Annotated in this window: 20 protein-coding genes; 8 read left to right on the top strand and 12 right to left on the bottom strand. The window is 69.6% G+C overall.

Features of this window, described 5'->3' with window-relative positions:
• Positions 1-19: 19 nt before the first annotated feature.
• Positions 20-3,469 carry an indolepyruvate ferredoxin oxidoreductase family protein gene (locus ACLJRM_RS19925; protein ID WP_410663908.1) on the bottom strand — a complete coding sequence of 1,150 codons (3,450 nt, stop codon included), beginning with the start codon at positions 3,467-3,469 and terminating at the stop codon, positions 20-22.
• A 162-nt stretch (positions 3,470-3,631) separates the two neighbouring features.
• On the opposite strand from ACLJRM_RS19925, the gene ACLJRM_RS19920 reads away from it, so the two are divergent.
• Positions 3,632-4,102 (top strand): Lrp/AsnC family transcriptional regulator, encoded by a 471-nt coding sequence (locus tag ACLJRM_RS19920; protein WP_101608525.1) that lies wholly within the window; start codon positions 3,632-3,634, stop codon positions 4,100-4,102.
• Between the two features lie 22 nt (positions 4,103-4,124).
• Here the strand turns inward: ACLJRM_RS19920 and ACLJRM_RS19915 are convergent, their stop codons facing one another.
• Entirely contained in the window at positions 4,125-5,081 is a 957-nt protein-coding gene (locus ACLJRM_RS19915) for a helix-turn-helix transcriptional regulator (protein WP_410663907.1), read from the bottom strand.
• A gap of 62 nt (positions 5,082-5,143) precedes the next feature.
• On the opposite strand from ACLJRM_RS19915, the gene ACLJRM_RS19910 reads away from it, so the two are divergent.
• Positions 5,144-7,429: an ATP-binding cassette domain-containing protein gene (locus tag ACLJRM_RS19910; RefSeq protein ID WP_410663906.1), complete on the top strand. Its 2,286-nt coding sequence runs from the start codon at positions 5,144-5,146 to the stop codon at positions 7,427-7,429.
• Between the two features lie 137 nt (positions 7,430-7,566).
• Here the strand turns inward: ACLJRM_RS19910 and ACLJRM_RS19905 are convergent, their stop codons facing one another.
• Complete coding sequence (locus ACLJRM_RS19905) at positions 7,567-8,142, bottom strand: hypothetical protein (protein ID WP_410663905.1); 576 nt, start codon at positions 8,140-8,142, stop codon at positions 7,567-7,569.
• 51 nt (positions 8,143-8,193) lie between these two features.
• Here ACLJRM_RS19905 and ACLJRM_RS19900 point away from each other — a divergent pair, with 51 nt between their 5' ends.
• Positions 8,194-8,844 carry a GOLPH3/VPS74 family protein gene (locus ACLJRM_RS19900; RefSeq protein WP_101608529.1) on the top strand — a complete coding sequence of 217 codons (651 nt, stop codon included), beginning with the start codon at positions 8,194-8,196 and terminating at the stop codon, positions 8,842-8,844.
• Here ACLJRM_RS19900 and yidC read toward each other — a convergent pair.
• Together yidC and ACLJRM_RS19890 are read right to left on the bottom strand one after the other, a co-directional pair.
• Entirely contained in the window at positions 8,834-9,625 is a 792-nt protein-coding gene (gene yidC, locus ACLJRM_RS19895; protein WP_101608530.1) for a membrane protein insertase YidC, read from the bottom strand. The two genes, ACLJRM_RS19900 and yidC, sit on opposite strands and share 11 nt — an antisense overlap.
• A gap of 69 nt (positions 9,626-9,694) precedes the next feature.
• Positions 9,695-10,051: a DUF6412 domain-containing protein gene (locus ACLJRM_RS19890; protein ID WP_101613257.1), complete on the bottom strand. Its 357-nt coding sequence runs from the start codon at positions 10,049-10,051 to the stop codon at positions 9,695-9,697.
• 63 nt (positions 10,052-10,114) lie between these two features.
• On the opposite strand from ACLJRM_RS19890, the gene ACLJRM_RS19885 reads away from it, so the two are divergent.
• The 3 genes from ACLJRM_RS19885 (at position 10,115) to ACLJRM_RS19875 (ending at position 14,309) form a co-directional block, all read left to right on the top strand.
• Positions 10,115-11,734 carry an ABC-F family ATP-binding cassette domain-containing protein gene (locus ACLJRM_RS19885; RefSeq protein ID WP_101608531.1) on the top strand — a complete coding sequence of 540 codons (1,620 nt, stop codon included), beginning with the start codon at positions 10,115-10,117 and terminating at the stop codon, positions 11,732-11,734.
• A gap of 623 nt (positions 11,735-12,357) precedes the next feature.
• Positions 12,358-13,371 carry a YdcF family protein gene (locus tag ACLJRM_RS19880; protein ID WP_410663904.1) on the top strand — a complete coding sequence of 338 codons (1,014 nt, stop codon included), beginning with the start codon at positions 12,358-12,360 and terminating at the stop codon, positions 13,369-13,371.
• Between the two features lie 113 nt (positions 13,372-13,484).
• The gene (locus tag ACLJRM_RS19875; RefSeq protein ID WP_410663903.1) at positions 13,485-14,309 is read left to right on the top strand and encodes a class I SAM-dependent methyltransferase; all 825 of its coding nucleotides are present in this window, start codon (positions 13,485-13,487) and stop codon (positions 14,307-14,309) included.
• 4 nt (positions 14,310-14,313) lie between these two features.
• On the opposite strand, the gene ACLJRM_RS19870 is transcribed toward ACLJRM_RS19875, so the two are convergent.
• On the bottom strand, positions 14,314-15,915 hold the full coding sequence (locus ACLJRM_RS19870; protein ID WP_410663902.1) for an ABC-F family ATP-binding cassette domain-containing protein: 1,602 nt from the start codon (positions 15,913-15,915) through the stop codon (positions 14,314-14,316).
• Positions 15,916-16,300: 385 nt separating this feature from the next.
• On the opposite strand from ACLJRM_RS19870, the gene ACLJRM_RS19865 reads away from it, so the two are divergent.
• Positions 16,301-17,143: a DUF2382 domain-containing protein gene (locus tag ACLJRM_RS19865; protein WP_101608534.1), complete on the top strand. Its 843-nt coding sequence runs from the start codon at positions 16,301-16,303 to the stop codon at positions 17,141-17,143.
• A 58-nt stretch (positions 17,144-17,201) separates the two neighbouring features.
• On the opposite strand, the gene ACLJRM_RS19860 is transcribed toward ACLJRM_RS19865, so the two are convergent.
• Complete coding sequence (locus tag ACLJRM_RS19860; protein ID WP_101608535.1) at positions 17,202-18,896, bottom strand: serine/threonine-protein kinase; 1,695 nt, start codon at positions 18,894-18,896, stop codon at positions 17,202-17,204.
• Positions 18,893-19,690, bottom strand: a complete 798-nt coding sequence (locus ACLJRM_RS19855; RefSeq protein ID WP_410663901.1) for a hypothetical protein — start codon at positions 19,688-19,690, stop codon at positions 18,893-18,895. The genes ACLJRM_RS19860 and ACLJRM_RS19855 overlap by 4 nt, the downstream gene beginning before the upstream one ends.
• A gap of 316 nt (positions 19,691-20,006) precedes the next feature.
• Between ACLJRM_RS19855 and ACLJRM_RS19850 the strand changes: the two genes are divergently transcribed.
• Positions 20,007-20,672, top strand: a complete 666-nt coding sequence (locus ACLJRM_RS19850) for a hypothetical protein (RefSeq protein ID WP_233223122.1) — start codon at positions 20,007-20,009, stop codon at positions 20,670-20,672.
• Positions 20,673-20,674: 2 nt separating this feature from the next.
• Here the strand turns inward: ACLJRM_RS19850 and ACLJRM_RS19845 are convergent, their stop codons facing one another.
• From ACLJRM_RS19845 to ACLJRM_RS19830, 4 genes are all read right to left on the bottom strand, one after another.
• The gene (locus ACLJRM_RS19845) at positions 20,675-21,112 is read right to left on the bottom strand and encodes a response regulator (RefSeq protein WP_101608537.1); all 438 of its coding nucleotides are present in this window, start codon (positions 21,110-21,112) and stop codon (positions 20,675-20,677) included.
• A complete protein-coding gene (locus ACLJRM_RS19840; protein ID WP_410663900.1) occupies positions 21,109-22,647 on the bottom strand; it encodes a sensor histidine kinase in 1,539 nt (512 codons plus the stop codon). Before ACLJRM_RS19840 ends, ACLJRM_RS19845 begins: the two co-directional genes overlap by 4 nt.
• Positions 22,644-23,867, bottom strand: a complete 1,224-nt coding sequence (locus ACLJRM_RS19835) for a PP2C family protein-serine/threonine phosphatase (RefSeq protein ID WP_101608539.1) — start codon at positions 23,865-23,867, stop codon at positions 22,644-22,646. Before ACLJRM_RS19835 ends, ACLJRM_RS19840 begins: the two co-directional genes overlap by 4 nt.
• A 257-nt stretch (positions 23,868-24,124) precedes the next feature.
• On the bottom strand, positions 24,125-25,108 hold the full coding sequence (locus ACLJRM_RS19830; RefSeq protein WP_410663899.1) for a TerC/Alx family metal homeostasis membrane protein: 984 nt from the start codon (positions 25,106-25,108) through the stop codon (positions 24,125-24,127).
• Positions 25,109-25,203 lie beyond the last annotated feature (95 nt).

Here is a 25,203-nt window from a genome sequence, read left to right as displayed (position 1 = left end):
CGGTACCGAGGCGCCGAGGTCACCCGCTTACGCCGAGTTTGTCCGCCGGGACGAGATCGGCGAGAATCGCGGCCTGTTCCCGTTGGTAGGCCTCGACGTTCGCCAGTTTGACGTCCTCGTAACCGCGAACCAGGTCGGGCAACTCGGCCAGGGCCAGGAGCCTGCCGCGATCGGCGCCCTCGGTGCCGAACGCGGTGAGGATCGTTTCCCGGTACTGCGTGACGAGCTCCCGCTCCACCTTCCGGACGTGTGCCTTGCCGAACAGGTCCCACCGGGTGCCGCGCAGTTTCCGGCCGGCGCGCAGCGCGACGAACAGCGGACGGAAACCCGCGCCCAGCGCGATCTTCCGCTTCATTCCCAGCGCGCGGAGCACGGGCGGGTGCAGGCGGTAGGCGTAGCGGCTGCCCACCCCGAATTCCGCCTCGATCCCCGCGAGCACGGCGGGATCGAGCGAAAGCCGCGCGACCTCGTACTCGTCCTTGTAGGCCATCAGTTTGTGCAGATTGCGCGCCACCGCTTCGGTGACGGTGGTGGAGTCCCCCTCCAGCACCCGGACCCGCTCGACGAACTCGGCGTACGCCCGGGCATAGCGGGCGTCCTGGTACTGAACGAGTTCGGGGACGCGGATGTCCAGCAGGCGCGCGAGTTCCGAACCCGGCTCGGCGTGCACGAGCGCGCGGGCGCGGAGAGCGGCCTCGGACGGCGTCGGGGTCGCGGCGACGGCGGGAGGAGTGACAGCCGCGTGCAGGCCGTCGGGATCCGCGACGAGCTGCCTGCCGCGACGGAACGCCTGGAGGTTGCCCGCGACGGCGACCCCGTTGAGTTCGATCGCGCGTTCCAGGCTGGCCGCGGCCAGCGGGATGGCGCCGGTCTGGTGGGCCGCGCCGAGCTGGAGGATGTTGGCGAACTGGTCGTCGTCGAACAGGGTCTCGGCCAGTGCCCTGGCGTCGAGCACCACGGTTCGCGCCGCGCTCTCCGCGATCGCGCCCCGCACGGCCGCCGCGTCCGGGAAGGAGACGGTGGTGTCGACGACCATCCGGCCGGTCGGCACCTCGGTCGTGGAGACGACGGCGGTGGTCCGGCCGGGGTCCGCCACCGTCAGATGTGCCGGGTCGGCACCGACGAGAACATCGCAGGCCAGGTAGAGATCGCATTCCCCGGCCGCGAGTTTCGGGGCCTGCGGCGTCGGCTCGGCGGTGATCTTCAGATCCGAGACGACGGCGCCGCCCTTCTGCGCGAGCCCGGTCTGGTCCAGCGTCCGGACCTGCTTGCCCTCGATCACCGCTGCGGTGGCGAGGATCTGCGCGACCGTGACCACTCCGGTCCCGCCGACCCCGGTGATCCGCACGGAGAAGTCGGTGCTCCCGGTCTCGGGATCCGGCAGATCCGCCGCGGTGATCTCCCCGGCCTGCCGACGGTGCTTCTTCCCGGTGGGCACCACCGTCATGAACGAGGGGCAGTCCCCCTCCAGACATGAGTAGTCCACATTGCACGAAGACTGGTGGATCGCGGTCTTGCGGCCGAACTCGGTGCTGACGGGCTGCACCGACAGGCAGTTCGACTTCTCGCCGCAGTCGCCGCATCCCTCGCAGACGCGCTCGTTGATCACGACCTTGGCGGCCGGGGTGGCCAGCTTGCCGCGACGGCGTTTGCGGCGCTTCTCCGCGGCGCATTCCTGGTCGTGGATGAGCACCGTCACCCCGGGCACCGCGGCCAGTTCCTCTTGCGTGCTCAGCAGTTCGTCACGGGAGCGGACCTCCACGCCGTCGGGCAGGCGGACGCCGCGGAACCGCTTCGGCTCGTCACTGGTGACGACCACCTTGGCGACACCTTCGACCAGGAGCAGCGACGCCAGCCGCTCCACCGGGAGCCCGCCGACGGCGTCCTGTCCGCCGGTCATCGCGACGGTCGCGTTGTAGAGGATCTTGTAGGTGATGTTCACCCCGGCGGCCACCGCGGCCCGCACCGCGAGGCTGCCGGAATGGGTGAACGTGCCGTCGCCGATGTTCTGCACGAAATGCGAGGCCTCGACGAACGGCTCCATCCCGAGCCACTGCGCGCCCTCGCCGCCCATCTGCGTCAGGCCGACGACGTCCCCGACCTGTTCCGGCTCCATGAACAGCGCCATCGCGTGACAGCCGATGCCGCCGCCGACCACGGTGCCTTCGGGCACCTTCGTCGACGAGTTGTGCGGGCAGCCGGAACAGAAGTACGGCGTCCTGGTCAGCAGCGGCACCGAGATGCGCTCACTGCGCCGTCGCCCCCGCCACGCGGTGACCGACGGGATCTCGTGATGCTCGGTCAGCCGCCCGGCGAGCACCCTGGCCACGGCGTCCGGATCGAGTTCGCCGAGTTCGGTGCACAGGGTGCGGCCGTCCGGGCCGGTCTTGCCGTACACGGCGGGCGCACCGGCGGTGCCGTAAAGCACCTCCTTGATCGCCGATTCGACGAAGGACCGCTTCTCCTCCACCACGACGATCTCGGTCAGGCCGTCGGCGAACCGGCGGACGATCGACGGTTCGAGCGGATGGATGACACCGAGCTTGAGGATCCGGATCCCGTGCCGGGACAACGTGTCGGCGTCCAGGCCGAGCAGCCGCAACGCCTGCATCAAGTCCAAATAGGACTTTCCGGCGGTGACGATGCCGATGCGGTCCGCGGGTCCTTCCTGGACGATCCGGTTGATCCCGCTCGCCCGCACGTATTCGACGGCCAGCGGCAGGCGTTCGGTGTAGAGGCTGCGTTCGAGCGCCATCAGCGTGGTGCCGAGCAGGCGGGAACTGGGCTTGTGCCGGTACGCGGGCAGCGCCAGCTCCGGAGCCGTCCACTGTGGCCGGACGTGGGCGGTGCTCGCGGCGTCGGCCACGTTCGCCACGAGTTTCATCGACGACCACAGCCCGCTCGCCCTGGACAGCTCGACGGCGTGGAGCCCGAAGTCCAGCACGTCCTGGGAGTCGGACGGGTAGAACACCGGCATGGCCAGATCGGCCAGCGCGAGCTCGGAGGCGCAGGGCACCGAAGAGGACTTGGCGTTCGGATCGTCGCCGACCAGCGCCACCGCGCCGCCCGCCGGGTCGGTACCCGCCAGGTTGGCGTGCCGCAGGGCGTCCGTCGCCCGGTCCAGGCCGGGTGCCTTGCCGTACCAGAACCCGGTGACCCCGCCGCGCGAAGAGCCGATCGAGGCGGTGAGCTGACTGCCCATGACCGCCGTCGCGGCGATTTCCTCGTTCAGGCCCGGACGGTGCACGACGTCGTGCTTGTCGAGCAGGACCGACCGGCGGCCGAGCTCGAGGTCGTACCCGGCCAGCGGGGACCCCTCGTAGCCGGAGACGAACACCGCGGGCGACGCCCCGGCGGCGCGATCGTGCCGCACCCGGTCGAACAGCATCCTGACCAGGGCCTGGACCCCGCTGAGGTAGACGGTGCCGTCTTCCCGCAGATACCGGTCCTCCAACGTGAACTGCTCCACCAGACCTGCCTCCTTCGGCACCCCCACGCGATGTCACGACAGGAGACCCGACCGCTCGGGCCGCCGCAACAAGCGGCAGTCTATTGCCCTCGATCACGCAAAATATCCGGCCCACCTTCGCCGGTAGCCGATATCTGTTGCGTCTGCGTACCATCCTGGCTCATGGCGGACCAGCTCATCGACGAGACCGATCGCGAAATCCTCGAACTGCTCCGGGAAGACGCCCGGCGCACCCTCGGCGACATCGGGGCCCGCGTCACGTTGTCCACCGCCGCGGTCAAACGCCGCATCGACCGCATGCAGGAAAACGGTGTCATCGTCGGCTACACCGTCCAGATCGACCACGCCAAACTCGGCTGGGGCATCGAGGCGTTCACCGAACTGCGGTTCACCGGGACCACCAAGGTCGGCGAGATCGTCCGGACGACCACCCGGATGCCGGAAGCCCAGGCGGTGTTCACCATCGCGGGCGATCCCGACGCGCTCGTCTGGCTGCGGGTCCGGGACATGGGCCACCTGCAGCACACCATCGACGAGATCCGGCGGCATCACCAGGTGACGGGGACGAAGACCCTGATGGTGCTGGACTCCTGGACCCGCGGGCAGCAGTGGCCCGACGCGGGCGACGCCTGAATCCGGCAGCGCAGAAAGGCGCTCACGAGCCACTCCCCCGAAGCAGGCGTTGTCCGGTCCTCGCGAGGTACTCGCCGAACGCAGCCGGCTCCTCCACCGTGAAGTCGATGTCGGTGAGGGTCAGGACGACGGCCAGCCACTCGAAGGAATCGACGTACGCGACGTACCGGCAGCTGTCGTCGCCGAGGGCTTCGAAACTCCCGTCGATCCGGTGCAGGCGGGCCGCGGCCTCGCTCGCGCCGACCCGCAGGGTCAGCGTGATCCGGAGTGATTTCGGGCTGTGGAAGCGTTCTTGGAGATGACCCGCGACGTCGTCGACAGGGAGGGCGCGGGGCTCGAACGCCACCTCGGTCGTCTCCGGCGCGGTGATCCGGTCGAGCCGGAAGCTCCGCCAATCCCGCCGGCCGAGGTCCCAGGCGTAGAGGTACCACCGCCTGCCGAGCTGGACGAGACGCATCGGCTCGACCGTCCGGGACGAGGGGCCGTCCTTCCCGGTGTACGCGAACTCGAGGCACCGGCGAGCCGCGATCGCCGCGGCGAGGACGTTCAGGACGTCGGGTGTGACCATCGGCTGGTCACCGCTCCCGAACTCGACCGCGGCGAGCATCGCGTCGGTGCGCCGCCGCAGGGCCGCCGGGAGGACGCGCCGGAGTTTCGCGGCGGCGCGGTCCGCCGATTCGGCGGTGAGGTCGATGCCGGTCCCGCCCGCCGCGGCGAGCCGCAGCCCGAGCACGGTGGCGATCGCCTCGTCGTGTTCCAGCATGAGCGGCGGCAGCGCGGCGCCCGCGACGAGGCGGTAATTGCCTCCTGGGCCACGGGTGCTCTCCACGGGATAGCCCAAGGTCCGCAGGTGGTCGATGTCGCGGCGGAGGGTGCGGGGCGGGACTTCCATGGCCGTGGAGAGTTCGGCGGCGGGCCACTGGCGGCCGGACTGCAGGAGCGACAGCAGCCGCAGCATCCGTTCTCGTGGTGCCGTCACGGTGCCTCCCTGCCAATTAGTTGTGGCCGTAATCCGGCCACAACTCATCGTAGCCTCGTTTCATGGCGAAAGTACGAGCTGACCGCGGCCGCTGGATCACGGTGGAGGGAGCCCGGACGCACAACCTCCGCGAGGTGTCGGTGCGGGTCCCGAAGCACCGGCTGACGGTGTTCACCGGCGTATCGGGTTCGGGGAAGTCGTCGCTGGCGTTCGACACGATCGCGGCCGAAGCCGAGCGCCTGGTCACCGGGACCTACCCCACCTTCGTCCGGAACCGCCTCCCGCAGCATCCGCCGCCGGACGTCGACCGGATCGACGGGCTGATCTTCACCACGATCGTGGATCAGCGGCGGTTCACCGGGAACGCGCGGTCCACAGTCGGCACGGCGAGCGACATCGCGTCGCTGCTGCGCCTGCTGTTCTCACGCCTCGGTGAGCCGGGAGCCGGGTTCTCGCCCGCCTATTCGTTCAACGATCCCAGCGGGATGTGCCCGCGCTGCGAAGGGCTCGGCATGGTCGACGACATCGACCTCGACCGGCTGCTCGACCGCTCGCGGAGCCTGCGCGAAGGCGCCGTGCGCTTCCCGACGTTCGCCCCCGGGACCTACCGGTGGAAACGGCTCGTCCATTCCGGACTGGTCGACCCGGATGTCCCGCTGGGACGGTTGCCGTCGGCGAAGGTCGAAACCCTGCTGCACGCAGAAGGACTTTCCCTCGACGACCCCGGCTCCGAGTATCCCAAGCACGGCGTCTTCGACGGCATCGTCCCGCGGCTCCGGGACTCGTACCTGCGCAAGACGCCGTCACGCCTCACCGCGGAAGAACAGGAAGGGCTCGCCGGGGTCGTCACCCGCGGCGTCTGCCCGGACTGCGCCGGGACCCGTCTCGCCAAGGGAGCGCGCGAGAGCCTGATCGACGGGCGGTCCATCGCGGACTGGTCGGCGATGCCGGTCGGCGATCTGCGCGACGTCGTCGCGGCCGTACGCGATCCGTCGGTGGCGCCGCTGCGGCAGGCGATCCGGGAACGCCTCGACGCGCTGGATTCCGTCGGGCTCGGCTATCTCAGCCTGTCACGGGAATCGAGGACGCTGTCCGGCGGCGAAGCGCAGCGCGTCAAGATCGTCCGCCATCTCGGCAGCGCCCTCAGCGACGTCTGCTACGTGTTCGACGAGCCCAGCACCGGGCTTCACCCCCATGACGTGCACCGGCTCCTCGAACTGCTGGCCAAACTCCGCGACGCGCACAACACGATCCTCGTCGTCGAACACCATCCCGCGGTCATCGCGGCCGCCGACCACGTCATCGAGCTCGGACCCACCGGCGGTGCCGGCGGCGGGCGCGTCCAGTTCGAAGGCACTCCCCGCGAACTCACGACGACCGAGACCGAAACCGGCCGGGTTCTCCGTGCCCCGCTCCGCTTCCGGAAGCGGCCCCGCGCCGCCCAGGGGACCGTGACGATCTCCCGCGCCCGCAGCCACAACCTGCGCGACGTCACCGTCGACGTGCCGCTCGGCGTCCTGACCGTCGTGTCGGGTGTCGCCGGTTCCGGCAAGAGCACCTTGATCGCGGGCGAACTCCCCCGCCAGCATCCCGGTTTCGTCGTCGTCGACCAGGCACCGCTGCGCGGCGGCATCCGGTCCACCCCCGCCACGGTGCTCGGCGTCGCCGAACCCGTTCGCGACGCTTTCGGCAAGGCCACCGGGAAGCATCCGTCGTGGTTCAGCGCCAACGGCCGCGGAGCCTGCCCCGTCTGCAAGGGGAAGGGTGTCATCATCACCGATCTGGCGTTCCTCGACGACGTCCAGACCGGCTGCGACGCCTGCGGCGGCACCCGGTTCAACCCGGAAGCACTCGGCGCGCGCCTGCACGACCGGACCATCGCCGACGTCCTGGCGATGAACCCCGCGGAGGCCGCCGCCCTGTTCGGCGAGCGGTCCCCCATCGCGGAACGGTTGCGCTGGCTGGACCGGGTCGGACTCGGCTACCTGACGATCGGCCAGAGCCTCGACACCTTGTCCGGCGGCGAAAGGCAACGGCTCCTCCTCGCCCGCCACCTCGCCGACGCGGGTCCCGCGGACGACCTGCGCCTGATCCTCGACGAACCCACCGCCGGGCTGCACGGCAGCGACGTCGACCGGTTGCTCGTCCTCTGCGACGAACTCGTCGACGACGGCGCGACGCTCGTCTTGATCGAGCACGACCAACGGGTGATCGCGCACGCCGACCACGTCATCGACATCGGGCCCGGCGCGGGTTTCGACGGCGGGTCGGTCGTGTTCGAGGGCGCGCCGTCGGCGCTGGCCGAGGACGCCGCGTCGCTCACGGGCCGTCACCTGCGGAAACACTGAACGCGTTCCCGGCGCCTGACGGCGCCGGGAACACCCACCCGCCCGGGAACAGTTCCCGGGCAGAGCGAGATGATTCCCGATCAGGCTTTGCCCGACACGCCGGTACCGAACAGTTCTTCACCCGATTCCGGCGTGATCTAGCCGACAAGCCCGCACGACTCGTTCGCCTTCATCGCCTGGTCGAGCCCGGGCACCTTGCCGGTCTCGACGGCGGGCACGTGCGACACCAGGTCGATCCCGCTCACGTCGAGCGCCGCTTGGGCATAGCGGGCACCACCTTTCGGCAGCAGGGCGAGGTTCTCGGTCACCTGCCCGCGCAGCTTCCGGTAGAAGGCCAGCTCCCCGGAGGCGAGCGCGTTGGCCTCCTGTGCGGGCGCGGCGACCTGCGGAAGCTTCTCGAGTCCCCCGATCGCGGCGGCCAGCGCGGTGTCCAGCTTCTTCAGCGAAGCCTCCGCCTTCGGCACGTCGGCCTCGGTCTTGATGTCGTAGCCCTTGGCCAGGCTGTAGACGATCAGCCGCATCTCCTTGACCGCGCCGCAGTACCCTCCTGCCCAGGAGACCAGCGCCGGATCCGGGCCAGCCGGAGACGGCGACGGTGACGGCGGTGCCGGGGCCGGGGCGGGTTCGGGCGAGGTCGGCCCGCAGCCCGCGAGCAGGCAGCAGACGGCGAGGGCCGCGGTCACTCGAAAGCGCGCTGCCGGGTGGCTCATCATCCGGCCGAGGGTAAAGCTGTCCGACGGGACCGGTCCCGACGAGAGGACGACATGAGCCAGTCACTGCCACAGCGGATGTACCTGCTCGGCTACGACAGCGAAAAGAACAGGCTCGACCCCGTCAGCGCCCTGGTGCGGGGCGCGCTCCTGCGCGCGGCCGCGGTGGCCGAGCTGATCATCGGCGGTCTCCTCACCGATCGTGACGGAAAGGCCGAGCGCACGGCCGCGGCCGGTCTCACCCCGATAGACCCCTTCCTGGCCGAGGTGCTCGAGGACGCTCCCGGCGAGAAGCCGCGCCGGTGGTTCACCGTCGTCGACCGCGAATGGCACAAGGCGGAGGACACCGTCCGCGACCAGCTCGCCGCGTCCGGCGTGCTCTTCGTCGAGAAGCGCCGGGCGATGGGCATCTTCACGGTTCGCGACATCACCTTGATGGACCCGCAGCGAACGCAAGAGCTCCGCGAGCGGGTCCGGAACGTGGTGCTGAGCGGCCAGGACCCCGCCACCGTCGCGATCGAAGACGCGGTCCTGGCCATGCTGTCCGCCGAGGGCGACGTCTACACGGTCTTCGGCCCCAAGGAGAAACGCGCGAACAAGAGCGCGGTCAAGGCGCTCGCCGAGCACGTCGACACCGTCCTCCCCGGGCTGAGGAAGGCCGCGCAGTACTCGATCGCCGCACGCCGGGCGGCCGTCAGCGGCTAGAACGTGCCTCCTCTTCCCTGTCGACGACCTTGGTGAGGAAATGCTGCTGCCCCAGCGTCCACACGTTGGTGGCCAGGAAGTACAGCAGCACCCCGATCGGCACCGGGAAGAACGCGCCCGAGACCAGCATCCCGAGCGGGGCCAGGTACATCATCGTCTTGACGATCCCCGCGGCCTCCGGGGCGGTCGCGGTCTGCCTGGTGAGGCCCGAGCGCATCGAGAAGAACGTGGCCAGGCTCGCGATCAGCATCAGCGGTACGCCGACCGCGATCATGTGGACGTGGTCCGTGCCGAACGCGGCCAGCTCCGCCGCCGGCTGCGAAAGCCAGTTGCCGAGCTTCGCGCCGAACAGATCCGCGTTCAGGAAGGACTCCACCCCGGCGCGGTCGAAGACGTGGTTCGACGCGGCACCCGGGGTGAAATCGCGCAGGACCCAGTACAGCGACAGGAACACCGGAACCTGGATCAGTGCCGGGAGGCAGCCGCCCAGCGGGCTGGACCCGTTGTCGGCGTGCAGTTTTTGGATCTCCTTCGCCATCCGCTGGCGATCCTTGCCGTACTTCTCCTTGATCTTCCGCATCTGCGGGGCCAAAGCCTGCGTGCGACGACCGGCGCGCAGCGCGCCGAGTGCGGGTTTGACCAGTACGAGACGCAGGGTGAAGACGAGGAACACGATGGACAGCACCCAGGCGACGCCCGAGTCGGGACTCGAAACGGCGCCGAAAACCTTGTGCCAGAACCAGAGAATGGCGGAAACGGGGTACAGGAAGACATCGAACATGACCGGGTCACTCCGTCGTTTGAAGGTGCGGGGGCAGGAGTGACTGCCTCACCTTCGAACGAGGAGAAGTCAGGCAGTCACGATGCCCCGTGACGGAGCCCGTGGCCGGACGCGGCCGCGCGCGTCGGGATCGCGCAGGCTCAGGTACAACTGCGCGCGTTCGCGCAGGCTGATGGCTCGCACCCGCATCGCGGCGGCCGACGGTTCCAGGCGGAAGTGCGCCGCGAGCGCGAGCAGGATGACGGCGAGGGACGCTGTCAGGGCGGCGGCCAGCCCGAGCGGATTGGCGACCGCCACCGACGCCGTCAGCGCGGTGACCAGGCTCAGCGGGTTGACCCCGCCGACGACCGGGAGCACGACGAACAACTCGGGCAGGAACAACGCAAGCATCAGCTTGAGCCGCACGCCGAAGTAGGTTCGCTCCACGTCACCGACCTTACCGGAGATATTGCGTTGCGTGATCACCTTCGGCGAAGGCAGGCTGTCGGAATGGGGCATGTGGAGGTCGCGCACGTCGAGTACTACCTGCCCGACGGGCGGCTGCTGCTCGGCGACGTCTCGTTCCGGGTCGGCGAGGGCAGCGTCTGCGCGCTCGTCGGCGCCAACGGGGCGGGCAAGACGACCTTGCTGAGACTGATCTCGGGCGAACTCGAACCCGACGGCGGCTCGGTGACCATCAGCGGTGGGCTCGGGGTGATGCCCCAGTTCGTCGGTTCGGTGCGCGACGAGCGAACGGTGCGGGACCTGCTCGTCTCGGTCTCGCCGGACTCGCTCCGCAACGCCGCCCGCGCCGTCGACGAGGCCGAACTCGCGATGATGGAACGCGACGACGAAGCGGCCCAGATGGCCTACGCCCAGGCGCTCGGCGACTGGGGCGACGCTCGCGGCTACGAAGCCGAGGTCATGTGGGACAAGTGCACGACCGCGGCGCTCAACCTGCCGTACGAGAAGGCACGCTGGCGGGAGGTGCGCACCCTGTCCGGCGGCGAACAGAAGCGGCTGGTCCTGGAGGCGCTGCTGCTCGGCGGTTCCGGGGTCCTCCTGCTCGACGAGCCGGACAACTACCTCGACGTCCCCGGCAAACTCTGGCTCGAACAACGGCTGCGCGAGACCCAGAAGACCGTGCTCTTCGTTTCGCACGACCGGGAACTGCTGGCACGGGCGGCGAAGAAGATCATCAGCGTCGAGCCGGGGCCGTCGGGCGGCGACGTCTGGGTGCACGGCGGCGGCTTCGACACCTACCACCAGGCACGCACGGAGCGGTTCGAACGCTTCGAGGAGCTTCGCCGTCGCTGGGACGAAAAGCACGCGCAGCTCAAGAAACTCGTCGCCGACATGCGTCAGTACGCCGCGCGCAGCGACGAGATGGCCTCGCGCTACCACGCGGCCCAGACCCGGCTGCGCAAGTTCGAGGAGGCGGGCGCCCCCGCCGCTCCCCCGCGCGAACAGAAGATCACCATGCGCCTGCGCGGCGGGCGGACCGGCGTCCGGGCCGTCACCTGCGAAGGGCTCGAACTCCGCGGCCTGATGAAACCCTTCGACCTGGAGATCTTCTACGGCGAGCGGGTCGCCGTGCTCGGCTCGAACGGCTCCGGCAAATCGCATTTCCTGCGGCTGCTGGCCGGCGAAGACGTCGCGCACGAAGGACTGTGGAAACTCGGCGCCCGCGTCGTCCCCGGCCACTTCGCGCAGACGCACGCGCATCCCGAACTGCTCGGACGGACGCTCGTCGACATCCTCTGGACCGAGCACGCGCGGAGCCGCGGACCGGCGATGAACATCCTGCGCCGCTACGAACTGGACGGGCAGGGCGACCAGCGGTTCGAGAAGCTGTCCGGCGGCCAGCAGGCACGGTTCCAGATCCTGCTGCTGGAGATCGGCGGCGCCACCATCCTGCTGCTGGACGAGCCGACCGACAACCTCGACCTCGCCTCGGCGGAGGCGCTGCAGCAGGCACTCGAGGCGTACGAGGGCACCACGGTGTCGGTGACGCACGACCGGTGGTTCGCGCGCTCGTTCGACCGGTTCCTCGTGTTCGGCACCGACGGGCGGGTGCGGGAGACCGCGGAACCGGTGTGGGACGAGCGGCCGGTGCAACGGGCGCGGTGAGCGAGAGCTCGTGAGTGGTAGGGACGGTTCTAGCGGACCCGTATTTGCCTGCCCACTGGATCCTGATGTCAGCTCGGTGAGGTTGTTCTGGATGCCGATGTGGGCGAGTGGGGAAGATTTGGGACGTTGAACGTCCCAAATCTTCCCCACTCGGCTGCCGTCCGCGGGGTTGCGGGGCGACACGGTCTTGATCAACGGAGGATCGGGGACGTTGAGTGTCCCCGATCCTCCGTTGATCAAGCTCCGAGACCGGACTGACCACCTTCGACGATGAAGGATTTGGGACACTCAACGTCCCATATCCTTCATCGTCAACACCCGACACTCGCTGAGCCGCCACCCCGTAGTGGTCAGGTGTCATCGAGCTCCGAGACCGGAGTGACCCCTCGACTACCGCACTTCACCTTCGCCCTGGTCATACGTAAGTAGGCAAATACCGGTCCGCACTAACCGTCCTTACCACTAACGACCCACCCGCCAGCTCGCGGCGGATTCCCACTGCCGGGTAAGGAAAGGCGACACGCCGACCGGCGGCGCCATCGGTACCGCGCCGGTGTGATTCAATGCCGCCGCACCGCGTACCGACACTCGAGTGCCCGCATCGTCCCAAGGCTGGAGAACTCGTGAGGGCCGCCGCAATCCCCTTCGCCATCGCGGCCCTGTGCTGCGCGGCGTTCCTGGTGAGCTTCCTTCGCGACCGGCGACGGCTGCGGAACGGCTTCTACCTCTTCTTCGCGCTCCTGTTCCTCGGTATCACCCTCATCGCGCTCCTCGCCTCGGTGTCACCCGAAGCGGCGGGCTTCGTCGCGGTGGGCGTGATCCTGCTGATCATCCCGACGGTTCTGGCGTTGACGGTCTTCCTGATCTGCAACGGGATCACCATGCTCCGCCGCGAAGGCCGCAGGCTGGCCAACGTGCTGTCACTGCTGACGGGGATCGGCATCTGCGCGCTGGTCGTGTTCAACGCGACGGTCACGCAACTGGCCTGGGAGCCGCTCGACATCCTCCGCGGCAGCCTCAACGGGATCGTCGTCTACGTTTCGTTCCTCTTCGTCTGTTTCCTCCTGTACTCGATCGTCTACGGCCGCATCCGCACCGAGAAAGGCGTGGACTTCGTGGTGGTGCTGGGATCGGGACTGCAGGACGGCCACCGGGTACCGCCGCTGCTGGGGAGCCGCCTGAACCGGGCCAAACGCGTCGTGGACTCCGAGGCCCGCCGTGGGCGGGAGCCGATGGTGGTCACCTCGGGCGGGCAAGGGCCCGACGAGGACCTGCCGGAATCCCACGCCATGGCCGAGTACCTGGTCGAGGCCGGGGTGCCGCGGGAGCGGATTCTGCTGGAGGACCGGTCTCGGACGACGTTCGAAAATCTCACCTTCAGCTCCGAAATCATGAGGGAGCGGAAGGCGGACTACCGGTGCACGGTGGTCACGAACAACTTCCACGTGCTCCGCGCCGCCCTCATCGCGCGCCGCGCCAAGGTGAACGGCCAGGTCATCGGGGCGCCGACGGCCTGGTATTTCTGGCCGAGCGCCACCATCCGCGAATTCGTGGCCATCCTCGTGGATCACAAGATCAAGAACCTGGTCATCTGCGGGCTCATCGTGCTTTCACAGGTGTCACGCGCCTTCTACTGAGGCCGGAGAACTGATACCCCGGAACGAATTCGCGTCACCACCGCCCGGAGCGCCGTGACAAATCCCGCGTCTTCCTTTGACAACACCCATTTCGCCGGGCCATCGTCCTGCGCATGAGCGCTTACACCCGCCAGGCGATGGCGCTGCTGTTCGACCGGACGGCGAAGACCTACGACGCACTCGGCGTCGACTTCTTCAGCGCCTTCGCCCGGGAACTGCTCGACCGTGCCGGGCTCGTCCCCGGTGAGCGGGTGCTGGACGTCGGCTGCGGACGGGGCGCGGTGCTGTTCCCCGCGGCCGGGCGGGTCGGCGCGGGCGGATCGGTGCTGGGGATCGACCTCTCCTCGGCGATGATCGAGCGCACCGCGAAGGACATCGAAGACCGCGGCCTCGCCAACGCCTCGGTTTCCCTTATGGACGCCCAAGAACCGACGCTCGACGACGCCGCCTTCGACGTGGTCCTCGCGTCGTTCGTGGTGTTCTTCCTGCCGGATCCGGTCGCCGGCCTGCGATCGTGGCATCGCCTGCTCGCGCCGGGCGGACGGCTGGGCGTGACCACGTTCGGCGCCGACGATCCCCGGTGGGCGGCCGTGCGCGAGGTGTTCAAACCGTTCGTGACGCCGGAACTCGCGTGGACCATGGCCGTCCGGGCCGGTTCGTTCGCCACCGTCGAGAGCTTCGGCCAGGCCGTGGAGTCGGCTGGCTTCACCGGTGTCACGTCCGTGGAACGCGTCTATCCGGTGAAGTTCGCCGACCCCGGGCACTGGATCACCTGGTCCTGGTCGCACGGCCAGCGGTTGTTCTGGGAACTGATCCCGGAAGACCGCCTCGACGCCGTGCGCCAGGCCGTGCTCGCCGAGCTCGAACCGCTGCGCGAGCCCGACGGGAGCGTGGTGCTGGCGCAGACAGTGCGCTACACCACCGCCCACCGCGGTTGACGGTTCACAAAGCGAGCCTCGGCCAGGACGTCGTATCGCGCGACAACTGCCTGTCGTGCGTGGCGATCACCACCGCGGCCGGGGTGGCCCCGAGCGCGGCGGTCAGCTCGTCGACGAGGGTGGCGGACAGATGGTTGGTCGGCTCGTCCAGCAGCACCACGTGCGGACGGCGGGCCAGCACGAGTGCCAGATCCAGCCGCCGCCGGGCGCCGACGGACAGTTCGGCGACCGGCCGGTGCCGGTCGTATCCGGCGAGCAGGCCCAGCTCACCCAGCCCCGGCCCCGGGTCGCCGGCCCTGGCGAGCTGCTCGTCGTACAGCTCCATCGCCGTACGCCTGCCCGGTAGCTCGGACTCCTGCCCCAGCCGCCCGATCCGCGCCGACCGGGAGCGGGTGACCGTGCCCGACCCCGGCTCCAGGTCCCCGGCCAGCACGGCCAGGAGCGTCGACTTGCCCGCGCCGTTGGGACCGGTGACCACCAGCCGGTCGCCGCTTTCCAGCACCAGGTCGACCGGACGCGCGAGCCGCCCGGCCACCGTCACCCCGGCGGCGCCGAGCAGGATCGCGCCACCACGCGACGGCAGCTCGGGCATGGCGAACCTGGCCGGTGGCGTCGGGATCGCCACCACGTGCTCGGCCAGCTCCTCCTGCCGCCGGTGCACCGCCCGGACCAGTCCCGGCGCCCGGGTGGCGCGGACATGCCTGCCGGTGCCCTTGGGCGGCCGCCAGTTGTCGCGCAGCCGGTTCCTCGCCGCGGACAGGTCGTCGGCCAGCCGTTGCCGCTCGGCGATCTGTTCGGCGTGCGAAGCCTCCCAGCGAGCGCGTTCGGCCCGGCGAGCCTCGACGTAGGCGGCGTAGCCACCGCCGTAGACCCGCGGCCGGTCGTCGCTCGACGGATCGAGGTCGATCACCGTGGTGGCCACGTCCGCGAGCAACGCCCGGTCGTGGCTGACCAGGACGACCACCCCCGGGTACGCGCGCAAACGCTCGGTGAGGTGATCGAGCCCGGCGGCGTCGAGGTGGTTCGTCGGCTCGTCGAGCAGCAGCACGGGATGCCCGGCCCCGAGAAGGCAGGCCAGCCGCACCCGGTGGCGCTGCCCGACCGACAGTGTCCCGAGTGGACGGTCACGGTCGTCGACGGCGTTCAAGGCCGCCAGCGACATTTCGACACGCCTGTCGGCGTCCCACGCGTCGAGGGCTTCGGCCTCCGCGAGAGCGGCGGCGAAGACGTCGTCCGCGCCGGGACGGCCATCGGCCAGCGCGCCGGTGGCGGCCTCCAGGCGGGCCAGCGCGGTGCGGACGGTCGCCAGTTCGAGGTCGATCAGCGCGCCGACGGTGTCGGTCGCGCCGAGCGGGATCTGCTGGTCGGCGACACCGGCCGAACCCGCGCGGTGCACCTCGCCGCGGTCGGCGGGCAGGTCACCGGCGAGGACCCGGAGGAGCGTGGTCTTGCCGCGGCCGTTCTCACCGACGATGGCGACCCGCTCACCGGCGGCGGCGACGAGGTCGACCCCGGAAAGCACGGGCCGTCCCCCGAAGGAGAGGTGGACACCGGACAGGCGGACGTGCGCGGCACGCGAGGGCGCGGGAGAAAGAGGGGATGACATGAAGGAACTGCCTCCAGCGAAAGTGATGAGCAGGAAGAACGAACTCCGGTACCGCGGCTCGCGGTACCGGTGGAGGCGTCGTTCCTCAGAGGAACAGCAGTTGCTGCATCACGATCACGAGGGTAGGTCAGGCGCGGAGACCCGCGCATCCGGTTTTCGGCGGGCGCCGTGAGGAGATCCACACCTTCGCACCAACCCCGGGTCCGCCGGTCACCCCGCGGGCACCCGCTTCCACCAGCGACGACACGCCGGTCTTAGCCCGCGAGCGCGGCTTCAAACCCCCACTTTCCGGGGTCACCCACAGGAACACCACGACGGTTGCCGTGATCAGCGGCCCGGCTGACGGTGGGCTTCTCAGCAAGATCTTTCGAGAGGAGCAGGACCGATGGCGAAGACCATGCAGCCGCAGGAACTCATCGACAGTGCCGTGGTCGATCCGACGGGCAACAAGCTCGGAAAGGTCGGCAACGTCTACCTGGCCGACGCGACGCATCAGCCGGAGTGGATCACGGTCAAAACGGGCCTGTTCGGCACCAAGGAGAGTTTCGTCCCGCTCTCGGGCGCGCATGCCGACAAGGACGGCGTGCACGTCCGCGTCGACAAGGAGGCCGTCTCCGACGCGCCCCGTATCGACGCCGACGGCCACCTGTCCATGGAGGAGAGCGCGCAGCTGTACAAGCACTACGGGCTGCCGATGCCGCGGACGTCGCCGGACGGCCGGATGGACGACAAGGCGCAGGGCCGGGGCCGTCCCGGCATGGACACCGCGGGCGCCGGGAAGGGCGCCATGGGCGGCACCGGCACCGGTCGCGGCAAGCCCGGGATGGACGCGGACGCCGGGAAGAAGAACCGGGACGCCGAGCACACCATGACGCGGTCCGAGGAGCGGCTGAACGTCGGCACCGAGCAGGTCGAGACCGGCCACGTCCGGCTGCGCAAGTACGTCGTCACCGAGGAGCAGCAGATCACCGTTCCGGTCAGCCACGAAGAGGTGCGCATCGAACGGGAACCGATCACGAACGCGCGCGGCGAGCGCGCCGAGATCGCCGAGGACGAGCAGGAAGTCATCCTGCACGCCGAGAAACCGGTGGTGACCAAGGAAACCGTCCCGGTCGAGCGGGCGAGGCTCAAGACCGAGACGGTCACCGAGGAGCAGACGGTGTCGGGCAAGGTCCGCAAGGAGCAGTTCGAGGTCACGGACGACGACGGCAAGCACCGCAAGTCCTGATCCCGGAACAGGGGTGGTCCGCGAAACCGGGCCACCCCTGGGGCTCAGCCCTGGGGATTCAGCGCAGACGTCGGGCGCGGGCGGCCGCGACGACGAAGCCCGTCGCCACCGCCCCCGCGATCGCACAGCCGATGCCGAACGGCAGCGCGGGTTCGCGCACCCGCAGCACCGAGACGCACAGCCACGCCGCCGCGCCGAACAGCAGGCCGAGTACCGGTCCGCCGACGAGCGCGCCCCGCCAGCGATGGCCGTTCCGGAGAGTCCTCAGCCCGGATTCCAGGTACGCCAAGGCGAACAGCGCCAGGATGAGGCTGCCCGCGCCGAGCGCGCTCGCGAGCGGATGCTGGTGGGTGCGCAAGGTGAACGTCTCGGTGACGCCGTCGGCCGTCACCGTCGCGGTGACGGCGCCACCGACGATCCACCGGGTGATCCCGGGGAACTGGAGCTCGGCGCTGTAGTAGCCGCCTTCGACCTTCGGTGTCGCCGTGGCGGAACCCAGGGGGATGCCCGCGGCCGTCAGGTCGAGGCTCACCTGCCCCGGGGTCCCCTTGCCTGTCAGCGTGAACGTCTTGCTGAGGTCCACTTCCGGCGACGACGAAACGACCGTGAGGTCGACAGCCAGGAGCGACGACTCGTGGGGCTGCCGTTCCGGGTTGAGCAGCGCGAGCACCACGAGCGCGATGGCGGCGACCGCCGCGGCGAGCCGGAACCAGAGCACCGGACCAGACCGCTCCGCAGGCGGGGACTCGGGCTCGAACGCCGCCCGGGTCGCGGACAGGGTCGGATCCGGGGTGGGACGGCGGACCGGTCTCGTCGGGCCGTCCCCGGCCGGAACCGGCGCGGCGACCGGTGTGCTGAGCGCGGAAAGCACCCGCGGGGTGAGGTGCCGGACGGGCACCCGGGAACGTTCCAGCCAGCCCGGACCGTAGACGGCGGTGGCTGCCGAGGCGAGGTCCGCCGCGAAGGTCTCCGCGTCGCGGTAGCGGGAGTCCGGTTCGCGCGCGAGGCTGCGCATGACGACCGCGGCGATCGGCGCGGGCACGCCCTCGATCGGGCGCGGGTCGGTGAACATGTGCTGGCGCATCATGCTGATCGCGCCCCGCGTGTTGTCGAACGGCAGTTTCCCGGACAGCAGTTCGTAGAGCACCGTGCCCGCCGAGTAGACGTCGGCGGCCGGGCTCAGCGCGTTGCCCATCGCCTGCTCCGGCGCGATGTAGGCGGGCGTGCCGAGGACCTCTCCGCCGTGCGTGACGAGGGTGGCGCCCTCGCTGATCACCTTCGCGATGCCGAAGTCGGCCACCTTCATCACGCCCTGCGTGGTGAAGAGCAGGTTCTTCGGCTTGACGTCCAGATGCAGCACGCCCGCTTCATGCGCGGCGTGAAGTCCGGCGAGCGTCGCCAGCCCGATCGCGCAGGCCTGCTCCGCGCCGACTCCCCCGGCCTGGAACCGGCTGTGCACCGTGCCGCCGTCGAGGCGTTCCATCACCATCAAATGCTCGCGGCCGGTGCGCACGTAGTCGTAGACGGGCACGATGTGCGGGTGGTCGAGGCTGGCCAGCACCCGGGCTTCGCGGTCGAAGAGTTCGCTGCTGACGGCGTGGTTCAGCACGTCCCACGGCAGCTGTTTGATGGCGACGTCGCGGCGCAGTGAACGGTGGACGCCCGCGAAGACGACCCCCATCCCACCCTGGCCGATCGCGGCCCCGATCTCGTACTGCGGCAGCGCGGCGACGACCTCGGAGGGTGCGCTCATCGGTTGAATTCCTTGGTGCCGTCGGGAAAGCGGACCGTTTCGTCGTCGGCGGGCGCCGGTGCCGGATGCGGCGTCAGATAGCCGAGCAGGAACGCGATGACGGCGGCGCCGAGGACCACCGGGATCTCGATCGCCGGCTCCGGCGCGACGAGCCGCAGCACGGACAGCGTGACGACCGCGACGAGCCCGGTGCCGAATCCGGCGGGCAGGAAGCGCAGACCGCGGCGCCAGCGGTTGGCGGGCAGGCGATGGCGGGCGAGCGCGAGCAGGGCGGTCAGCCACGCCAGCACGGTGAGCACCAGCATCGCGAGACCGAAGGCACCGTAAACCGACCAGAACGATCCGCGGATGTCGGCGACCGTCTCGGTCTCGCCGAGGGTGCCGCGCTGGGCGTCGAGCAGTTCGACCGTCGACGGGAGCAGCCCGATCGCCTGGCCGGAGAGGTCGGCCATGTCCAGCACGAAGGTCCTGGTGACCCGGCTGTGCGCGGGGACCTCGAACGGGGCCGTGGTGTCGTAGGCGAAGAACGTCAGGGCGAGCGCGACGCCGGACACCCGCACGCTGCGGACCTTGACCGCCGTCCCGCCGCTGTTGGTCGCGGTGACGGTGAGCTCGATCTGCTTGGCCGGATCGACGGTGACCGTGGCGTTGGTGATCGGCCGGTCGTCGAGGGTGACCGCCAGTTCGAGCCTGCCACTGTCCGTCCCGCCGCCACTGTCCGCAGTGGCCGGTGGTGAGCCCAAGAGGACCGCGCACAGACCCAACGCAACCCCTGCCGCGATGACACGTCCCATTTTGCGTATCCCCTGTTTGCGTTATCCGACTGGTCCGGAATGCTACAGCGAGTACTTACCGGAGAGGGACGTCCCAATGCGTATCGTGGTTCGCCTGATATTCGGCACCGTGACCGGGTTGTTGTTCCTGCTTTCCCTGGTGGGAGCGGGAAACGCGCAACAGTCCCCTTATCAGTCGACAGTTGGTTTGAAACCTTCGAGCGGTCCCGCCGGGAGTTCTTTTACCATTTCCTGGACTTTCTCCCCGTGCAAAGGACCGATTTCCTTCACGTGGTCCGGAGCGGCCATCACCTCGGTCAGCGCGCCCAGTGGACAGGTGGGGGCGACGGTTCCGGGCAACGCGACACCGGGTGGCTACACCGTCACGGGCAACTGCACCAACGCGCGGACCGGCGGACCGCTGACCGGCAGCGCGGCCTTCCGCGTCACGGGGACCGTGACCACGGCGCCGCCGACGACGAAGGTGCCGCCGACCACGAAGCCGACCGTCCCGGTGACCACCCCGACCAGACCGGGGACCACCACCACGCCGACCACCCCGGTCACCACGACGACCCCGCCCACCACCACGACCACGACGCCGCCGTCCACAACGGACACTCCCCCGCCGCCGACGGACGTCCCCTCGTCGAGCAGCACCCCGCCGGGGCCGAACGACCTCGTCCTCGACCGGCCGAGTGTGCAGCCCGGCGACAAACTGTCCGCGACCGGCAAGGGCTGCCTGCCGGGCGAGGCCGTCACCCTGACGTCGAACGGCGACCGCGTCGGCAACGCCTACGCCGACGGCACCGGGGCCTTCACCGCGGCCGTCGAGTTCACCCGGATCGAGGCGGGCAGGCACACCGTCGTCGCGGACTGCGGCGTGCGGTTGACCGGCGCCGTCGACCAGGTCGTGACCAGTTCGTCCGGTGGCCAGAGCAGCACCCTGGTGGTGCTGGTGTTCTTCGTGCTGGCCGGGATCACCGTGCTGCGCTTCCCCTGAGGTCAGCGCGGAAGCTTCACCACGGTGACGAAGAAGTTGTCGATCTGCCGCACCACGTCGATGAACCGGTCGAAGTCGACCGGTTTGGTGACGTAGGCGTTGGCGTGCAGGTCATAGCTGCGGAGGATGTCCTCTTCGGCTTCGGACGTGGTGAGCACGACGACGGGGATGCTGCGCAGCTCCGAGGACGCCTTGACCTCGCTGAGCACCTCGCGGCCGTCTTTGCGGGGCAGGTTCAGGTCGAGCAGGATCAGCCCCGGGCGCTCCGCGTCCTCGTACGGCGCTTCACGGCGCAGGAACTGCAAGGCCTGCTCGCCGTCGGAGACGACCGAAAGGGTGTTGCGGATCTTGTGGTGCTCGAACGCCTCCTGCGTCATGAGGACGTCGCCGGGGTCGTCCTCGACGAGCAGGATGTGGATCGGTTCCATGGACTCGGTCATGCTTGTCCGTTTCCTTCGCTGGGGCTCTGGTCTGCGGGGAGGGTGAAGCAGAAGCGGGTCCCGGCCGTGACGGTGGTGTCCAGCCAGATCGTCCCGCCGTGGTGTTCGACGATCTTGCGGCTCAGCGCCAGGCCGATCCCGGTGCCGGGATAGTCACCGCGGCCGTGCAAGCGCTGGAAGATCACGAAGATCCTCTCGGCGTACTCGTCACTGATGCCGATTCCGTTGTCGGTGACGGAAAATCGCCAGTCCGTGCCGTCGAGTTCCGCGGCGACGTCGATCTCCGGCGGGTCCTCTCCCCGGAACTTGACGGCGTTGCCGACCAGGTTCTGCAGGACCGCCGTCAGGAGGGACTTCTCCCCCCGGACGACGGGAAGTTCGCCACGGGTGATCCGGGCGCCGGACTCGGTGATGGCGTCTTCGAGATTGCCGAGCGCGGCGTCCAGCAGGCTCTCGGACTCCAGCAGGACACTCTCGCCCGGACGGCGCCCGACCCGGGAGAACGCGAGCAGATCGTTGATCAGCGCTTGCATCCGCTTCGCGCCGTCGACCGCGAATCCGATGTACTGGTCACCGCGTTCGTCCAGTTTCCCCTGATACCGCTTCTGGAGCAGCTGGCAGAAGCTGGCCACCTTGCGCAGCGGCTCCTGCAGGTCGTGCGAGGCGACGTAGGCGAACTGCTCCAGATCCGAGTTCGACCGCTCCAGCTCACGGGTCCGGACGGCGATCGTTTCCTGCGCTCGCTCCAGATGTGTGACCTCGGCGAGGATCCGCGAACGCAGCGATTCCACATCGGAGGCCAGTTCGCGCATCTCCTTGGGCCCCGAACCGCGGACCTCACGGTGGATGTCGGCCGTGGCGACGTCGCGCACCTCGCCGGCCAGCTGGCGGATCGGGCTGATCAGCTTGCGGTGCAGGAGGAAGAACACCAGTGCCAGTGCCGCGCACAACAGGACCGCGATGACGACGAGCATCACGCGCAGCACGTCGGCCGCGGACGACAGGTCGTTCCGCGCGTCCAGCCGTTCCCCTTCCAGGCGGCTCTGCAACCCGGTCAGGGCACCGCGGACGCCGTCGAACAGGGGTTTGCTCGCCTCCACCTGCGCTCCGGTGGCGGGCGCGCCGGCGAGCACCGGCTCGATGACCGTCCGGCGCCACGTCGAAGCGGCTTGAAGCACCTGGTCCAGATCGTCGCCGATGGTCGTGCCCGAAATGGCGCCGAGCCGCCGCAGTTCGGCGACCGCGGTGTCCTGCGCCTTGAGTCCGTCACGGTAGGGCTCGAGGAACTCGGCGCGCCCGGCCAGGATGTAGCCGCGGACACCGGTCTCCTGGTTCAGCATCGCCGTCGAAAGGGCGGTGGACTGCAGGACCTGCGGACCGGTCACGTCCAGCAGCCGGGAACGCGAATCGGTGAGGTTGACCAGCGCCATCGACCCCGCCACGATCGCGGCGCCGATCAGCAGCGAAGCGAGCACCCCGGACAGCACCGCCCAGCGCCTGATCGACCAGACGCCGTCGGGCGAATCGCGCTTCATCGGGACTCCTCGGCGTCGAACGTGAGCAAGGCCAGCGCGACGTCGTCGTCCAGAGGTCCTCCGTGCAGGACGTCCATCTCGCTGATCAGGTGGTCCAGCGCCCGGTCCGAACCGCCCGCGGCGTCGAGGCTGCTCAGCGCGGCCTCGGCCATCCGTTCGAGCCCGACCCGTTCCCCGCTGCCCTCGACGCGCCCTTCGAACAGGCCGTCGGTGTAGAGCAGCAGTGACCATCGCGGCCCCATCGGCACCGTCAGCTCCCGCCATCCGATGCCCGGCGCGACGCCCAGCGGCGGGCCGAGCGCTTCCCTGGACAGCAGCCTGCCGCCCGAATCGTCGACCAGCAGCGGTTGCGGATGCCCGGCCAGCGTCATGCGCAGGGACCGGCGGTCCGGGGCGACCGTGATCATGCAGACGGTGGCGAAAAGCGGTCCCAGCGCCTCGTGCTGCAGCATCTTTTCCACCATCGCCAGCGTTTCCGCCATGGGCAGCCCGGCGAGCACGACCGAACGCCACGCGATCCGCAACGCGACGCCGAGCGCCGCCTCGTCCGGACCGTGCCCGCACACGTCCCCGATGACCAGTTGCAGGGTGCCGTCGGGGAGTTCGACGGCGTCGTAGAAGTCGCCGCCCAGCAGTGCCCCGTTCCGGCCGGGCCGGTACCGCACCGCGAGACCGAGCCGGGGATCGGTCACCAGCGGCGTCGGCAGCAGGCCGCGTTCGAGGCGCGCGTTCTCCCTGGCCAGGAGCTGATGCTGCAGCAGTTGCTGCTCGATGCGTTCGGCACGGCTGCGTTCCCACGAGTAGCGCAGGGTCCGCGCCAGCAGTTGCCCGTCGACGTGCTGCTTGACCAGGTAATCCTGCGCGCCGGCCCCCAGCGCGGACACGCCGAGCGCCTCGTCCTCGCGGCCGGTCAGCACGATCACGGCCGTCGACGGCGCGTGCTGACGCAGCCGGGTCAGGCCGGTGAGCCCGGTCGCGTCCGGCAACTGGAGATCCAGGAGCACGCAGTCGGCCGTGATCGGCCGCGCGAGGACCTGCTCGAGCGTGGTCGCCCTGTCGAGCACGACCCGTTCGAGACTCTCGGCCGCGTCCGCGAGCATCTCTTCGACCAGGAGCGCGTCGCCGTCGTCGTCCTCGACGAGCAGGACGTGCAAACGGTCCAGCTGCGGCGAAGGTCTACGAGGTGGGGACTGCTCGCCGTGACGCACGGCGTTGGACACGGACAGCCACCTTTCCTCACCGGATTTCCGGCGTGCGAACAGAAGACGGCTGTCTTCTCAACCACGGGGCAGCGTACCGGCCGTACCGGACCCGCCGCCGGTGCGCACTCCCGACACGCCAGCATCCGACACGGTCAGGGGCCGCGTGGCGGACGGGGCGGCCGCATCGCCGCGCAGACCAGGACCAGCGCGGCGAGGAAGAGCGCGGCGACCACCAGGTCGATCAGGAAGCCGACGACGAGTCCGGTGATCATCGCTCACTCCTTCGCCGTCCGGGCGGTCTCGCGGCGGCGCGAGTACAGACTGGTGAACGAAACCGTGACGAGGACGGCGATGATCACCCCGAGCGAGACCGGCGTCGGGACCTGCGGCACGGCGGGCCAGATCCCGTGTGCCCAGTGCAGGATCAGCTTGACGCCGATGAAGGCGAGGATGATCGCGAGGCCGTGGTTCAGGTGGACCAGCTTCGCCAGTGCCGAATGCAGCACGAAGTAGAGCGCGCGCAGGCCCAGCAGGGCGAAGGCGTTGGTGGCGAACACGAGGTACGGATCCTCGGTGATGCCGTAGACGGCAGGCACCGAATCGACCGCGAACACCACGTCCGTGGCGAAGACCGCGACGACCACGACCGCCAGCGGGGTGAGCGCGCGGCGCCCGTGTTCGCGCACGGTCAGCCGGGTGCCGCGGTAGTCGTCGGTGACCGGCATCAGCCTGCGCAGCAACCGGACCGACCGCAACTGCGAGAGGTCCATCTCGCTCTCGTCCTTCGAGAGGGCTTCACGCAGGATCTTGATCGCCGACGCGAACAGGATCAGGCCGAAGACGAGGAACGCCCACGTGCCCGCCGACAGCATCGCGGCCCCCGCCGCGATGAACACGCCGCGGAGCACCAGCGCGCCCACGATGCCGTACAGCAGCACACGTTGCTGGACCATCGGCGGGACCGCGAAGGCGGCGAGCAGCAGCATGAAGACGAACAGGTTGTCGACCGACAGGGACTTCTCGACCACGAAGCCGGTCATGAACTCGATCGCCTGGTCGCCCCCGAACTCCAGCCACAGCCAGAACCCGAACACCACCGGGAGCGCGAGGTAGAAGGCCGACCAGCCGGCGGCCTCCCGCATCGACACCTCGTGCGGACGGCGGGTGACGGCGAAGTCGGCGACGAGCAGTGCCAGCAGGACGGCGATGCTGATCGCCCACAACCCCGGCGATCCCACGGTTACCACGGACTCGGGCATGGAGCCTCCTCGAACTCGAAGTTCGAGGTCTCCTTCGCCCGGTAGGGCGGCCTCCCGGGGACACCAGTGGAGTGTCCGTACTGACCGGGCAGGCT

This window comes from Amycolatopsis sp. lyj-84 (genome assembly GCF_046549075.1).
In the GTDB taxonomy this organism is placed as follows: domain Bacteria; phylum Actinomycetota; class Actinomycetes; order Mycobacteriales; family Pseudonocardiaceae; genus Amycolatopsis.
Note: the sequence above shows the minus strand (reverse complement) of the source record. Positions and strands in the feature narration are given on the sequence as shown.

Bases quoted from the DNA above. Each gene is read 5' to 3' on its own strand.
- ACLJRM_RS19920 (WP_101608525.1), top strand. From the start codon at position 3,632: ATGGCGGACCAGCTCATCGACGAGACCGATCGCGAAATCCTCGAACTG.
- ACLJRM_RS19910 (WP_410663906.1), top strand. From the start codon at position 5,144: ATGGCGAAAGTACGAGCTGACCGCGGCCGCTGGATCACGGTGGAGGGA.
- ACLJRM_RS19905 (WP_410663905.1), bottom strand. From the start codon at position 8,142: ATGATGAGCCACCCGGCAGCGCGCTTTCGAGTGACCGCGGCCCTCGCC.
- ACLJRM_RS19900 (WP_101608529.1), top strand. From the start codon at position 8,194: ATGAGCCAGTCACTGCCACAGCGGATGTACCTGCTCGGCTACGACAGC.
- yidC (WP_101608530.1), bottom strand. From the start codon at position 9,625: ATGTTCGATGTCTTCCTGTACCCCGTTTCCGCCATTCTCTGGTTCTGG.
- ACLJRM_RS19885 (WP_101608531.1), top strand. From the start codon at position 10,115: ATGGGGCATGTGGAGGTCGCGCACGTCGAGTACTACCTGCCCGACGGG.
- ACLJRM_RS19875 (WP_410663903.1), top strand. From the start codon at position 13,485: ATGAGCGCTTACACCCGCCAGGCGATGGCGCTGCTGTTCGACCGGACG.
- ACLJRM_RS19870 (WP_410663902.1), bottom strand. From the start codon at position 15,915: ATGTCATCCCCTCTTTCTCCCGCGCCCTCGCGTGCCGCGCACGTCCGC.
- ACLJRM_RS19865 (WP_101608534.1), top strand. From the start codon at position 16,301: ATGGCGAAGACCATGCAGCCGCAGGAACTCATCGACAGTGCCGTGGTC.
- ACLJRM_RS19860 (WP_101608535.1), bottom strand. From the start codon at position 18,896: ATGAGCGCACCCTCCGAGGTCGTCGCCGCGCTGCCGCAGTACGAGATC.
- ACLJRM_RS19855 (WP_410663901.1), bottom strand. From the start codon at position 19,690: ATGGGACGTGTCATCGCGGCAGGGGTTGCGTTGGGTCTGTGCGCGGTC.
- ACLJRM_RS19845 (WP_101608537.1), bottom strand. From the start codon at position 21,112: ATGACCGAGTCCATGGAACCGATCCACATCCTGCTCGTCGAGGACGAC.
- ACLJRM_RS19840 (WP_410663900.1), bottom strand. From the start codon at position 22,647: ATGAAGCGCGATTCGCCCGACGGCGTCTGGTCGATCAGGCGCTGGGCG.
- ACLJRM_RS19830 (WP_410663899.1), bottom strand. From the start codon at position 25,108: ATGCCCGAGTCCGTGGTAACCGTGGGATCGCCGGGGTTGTGGGCGATC.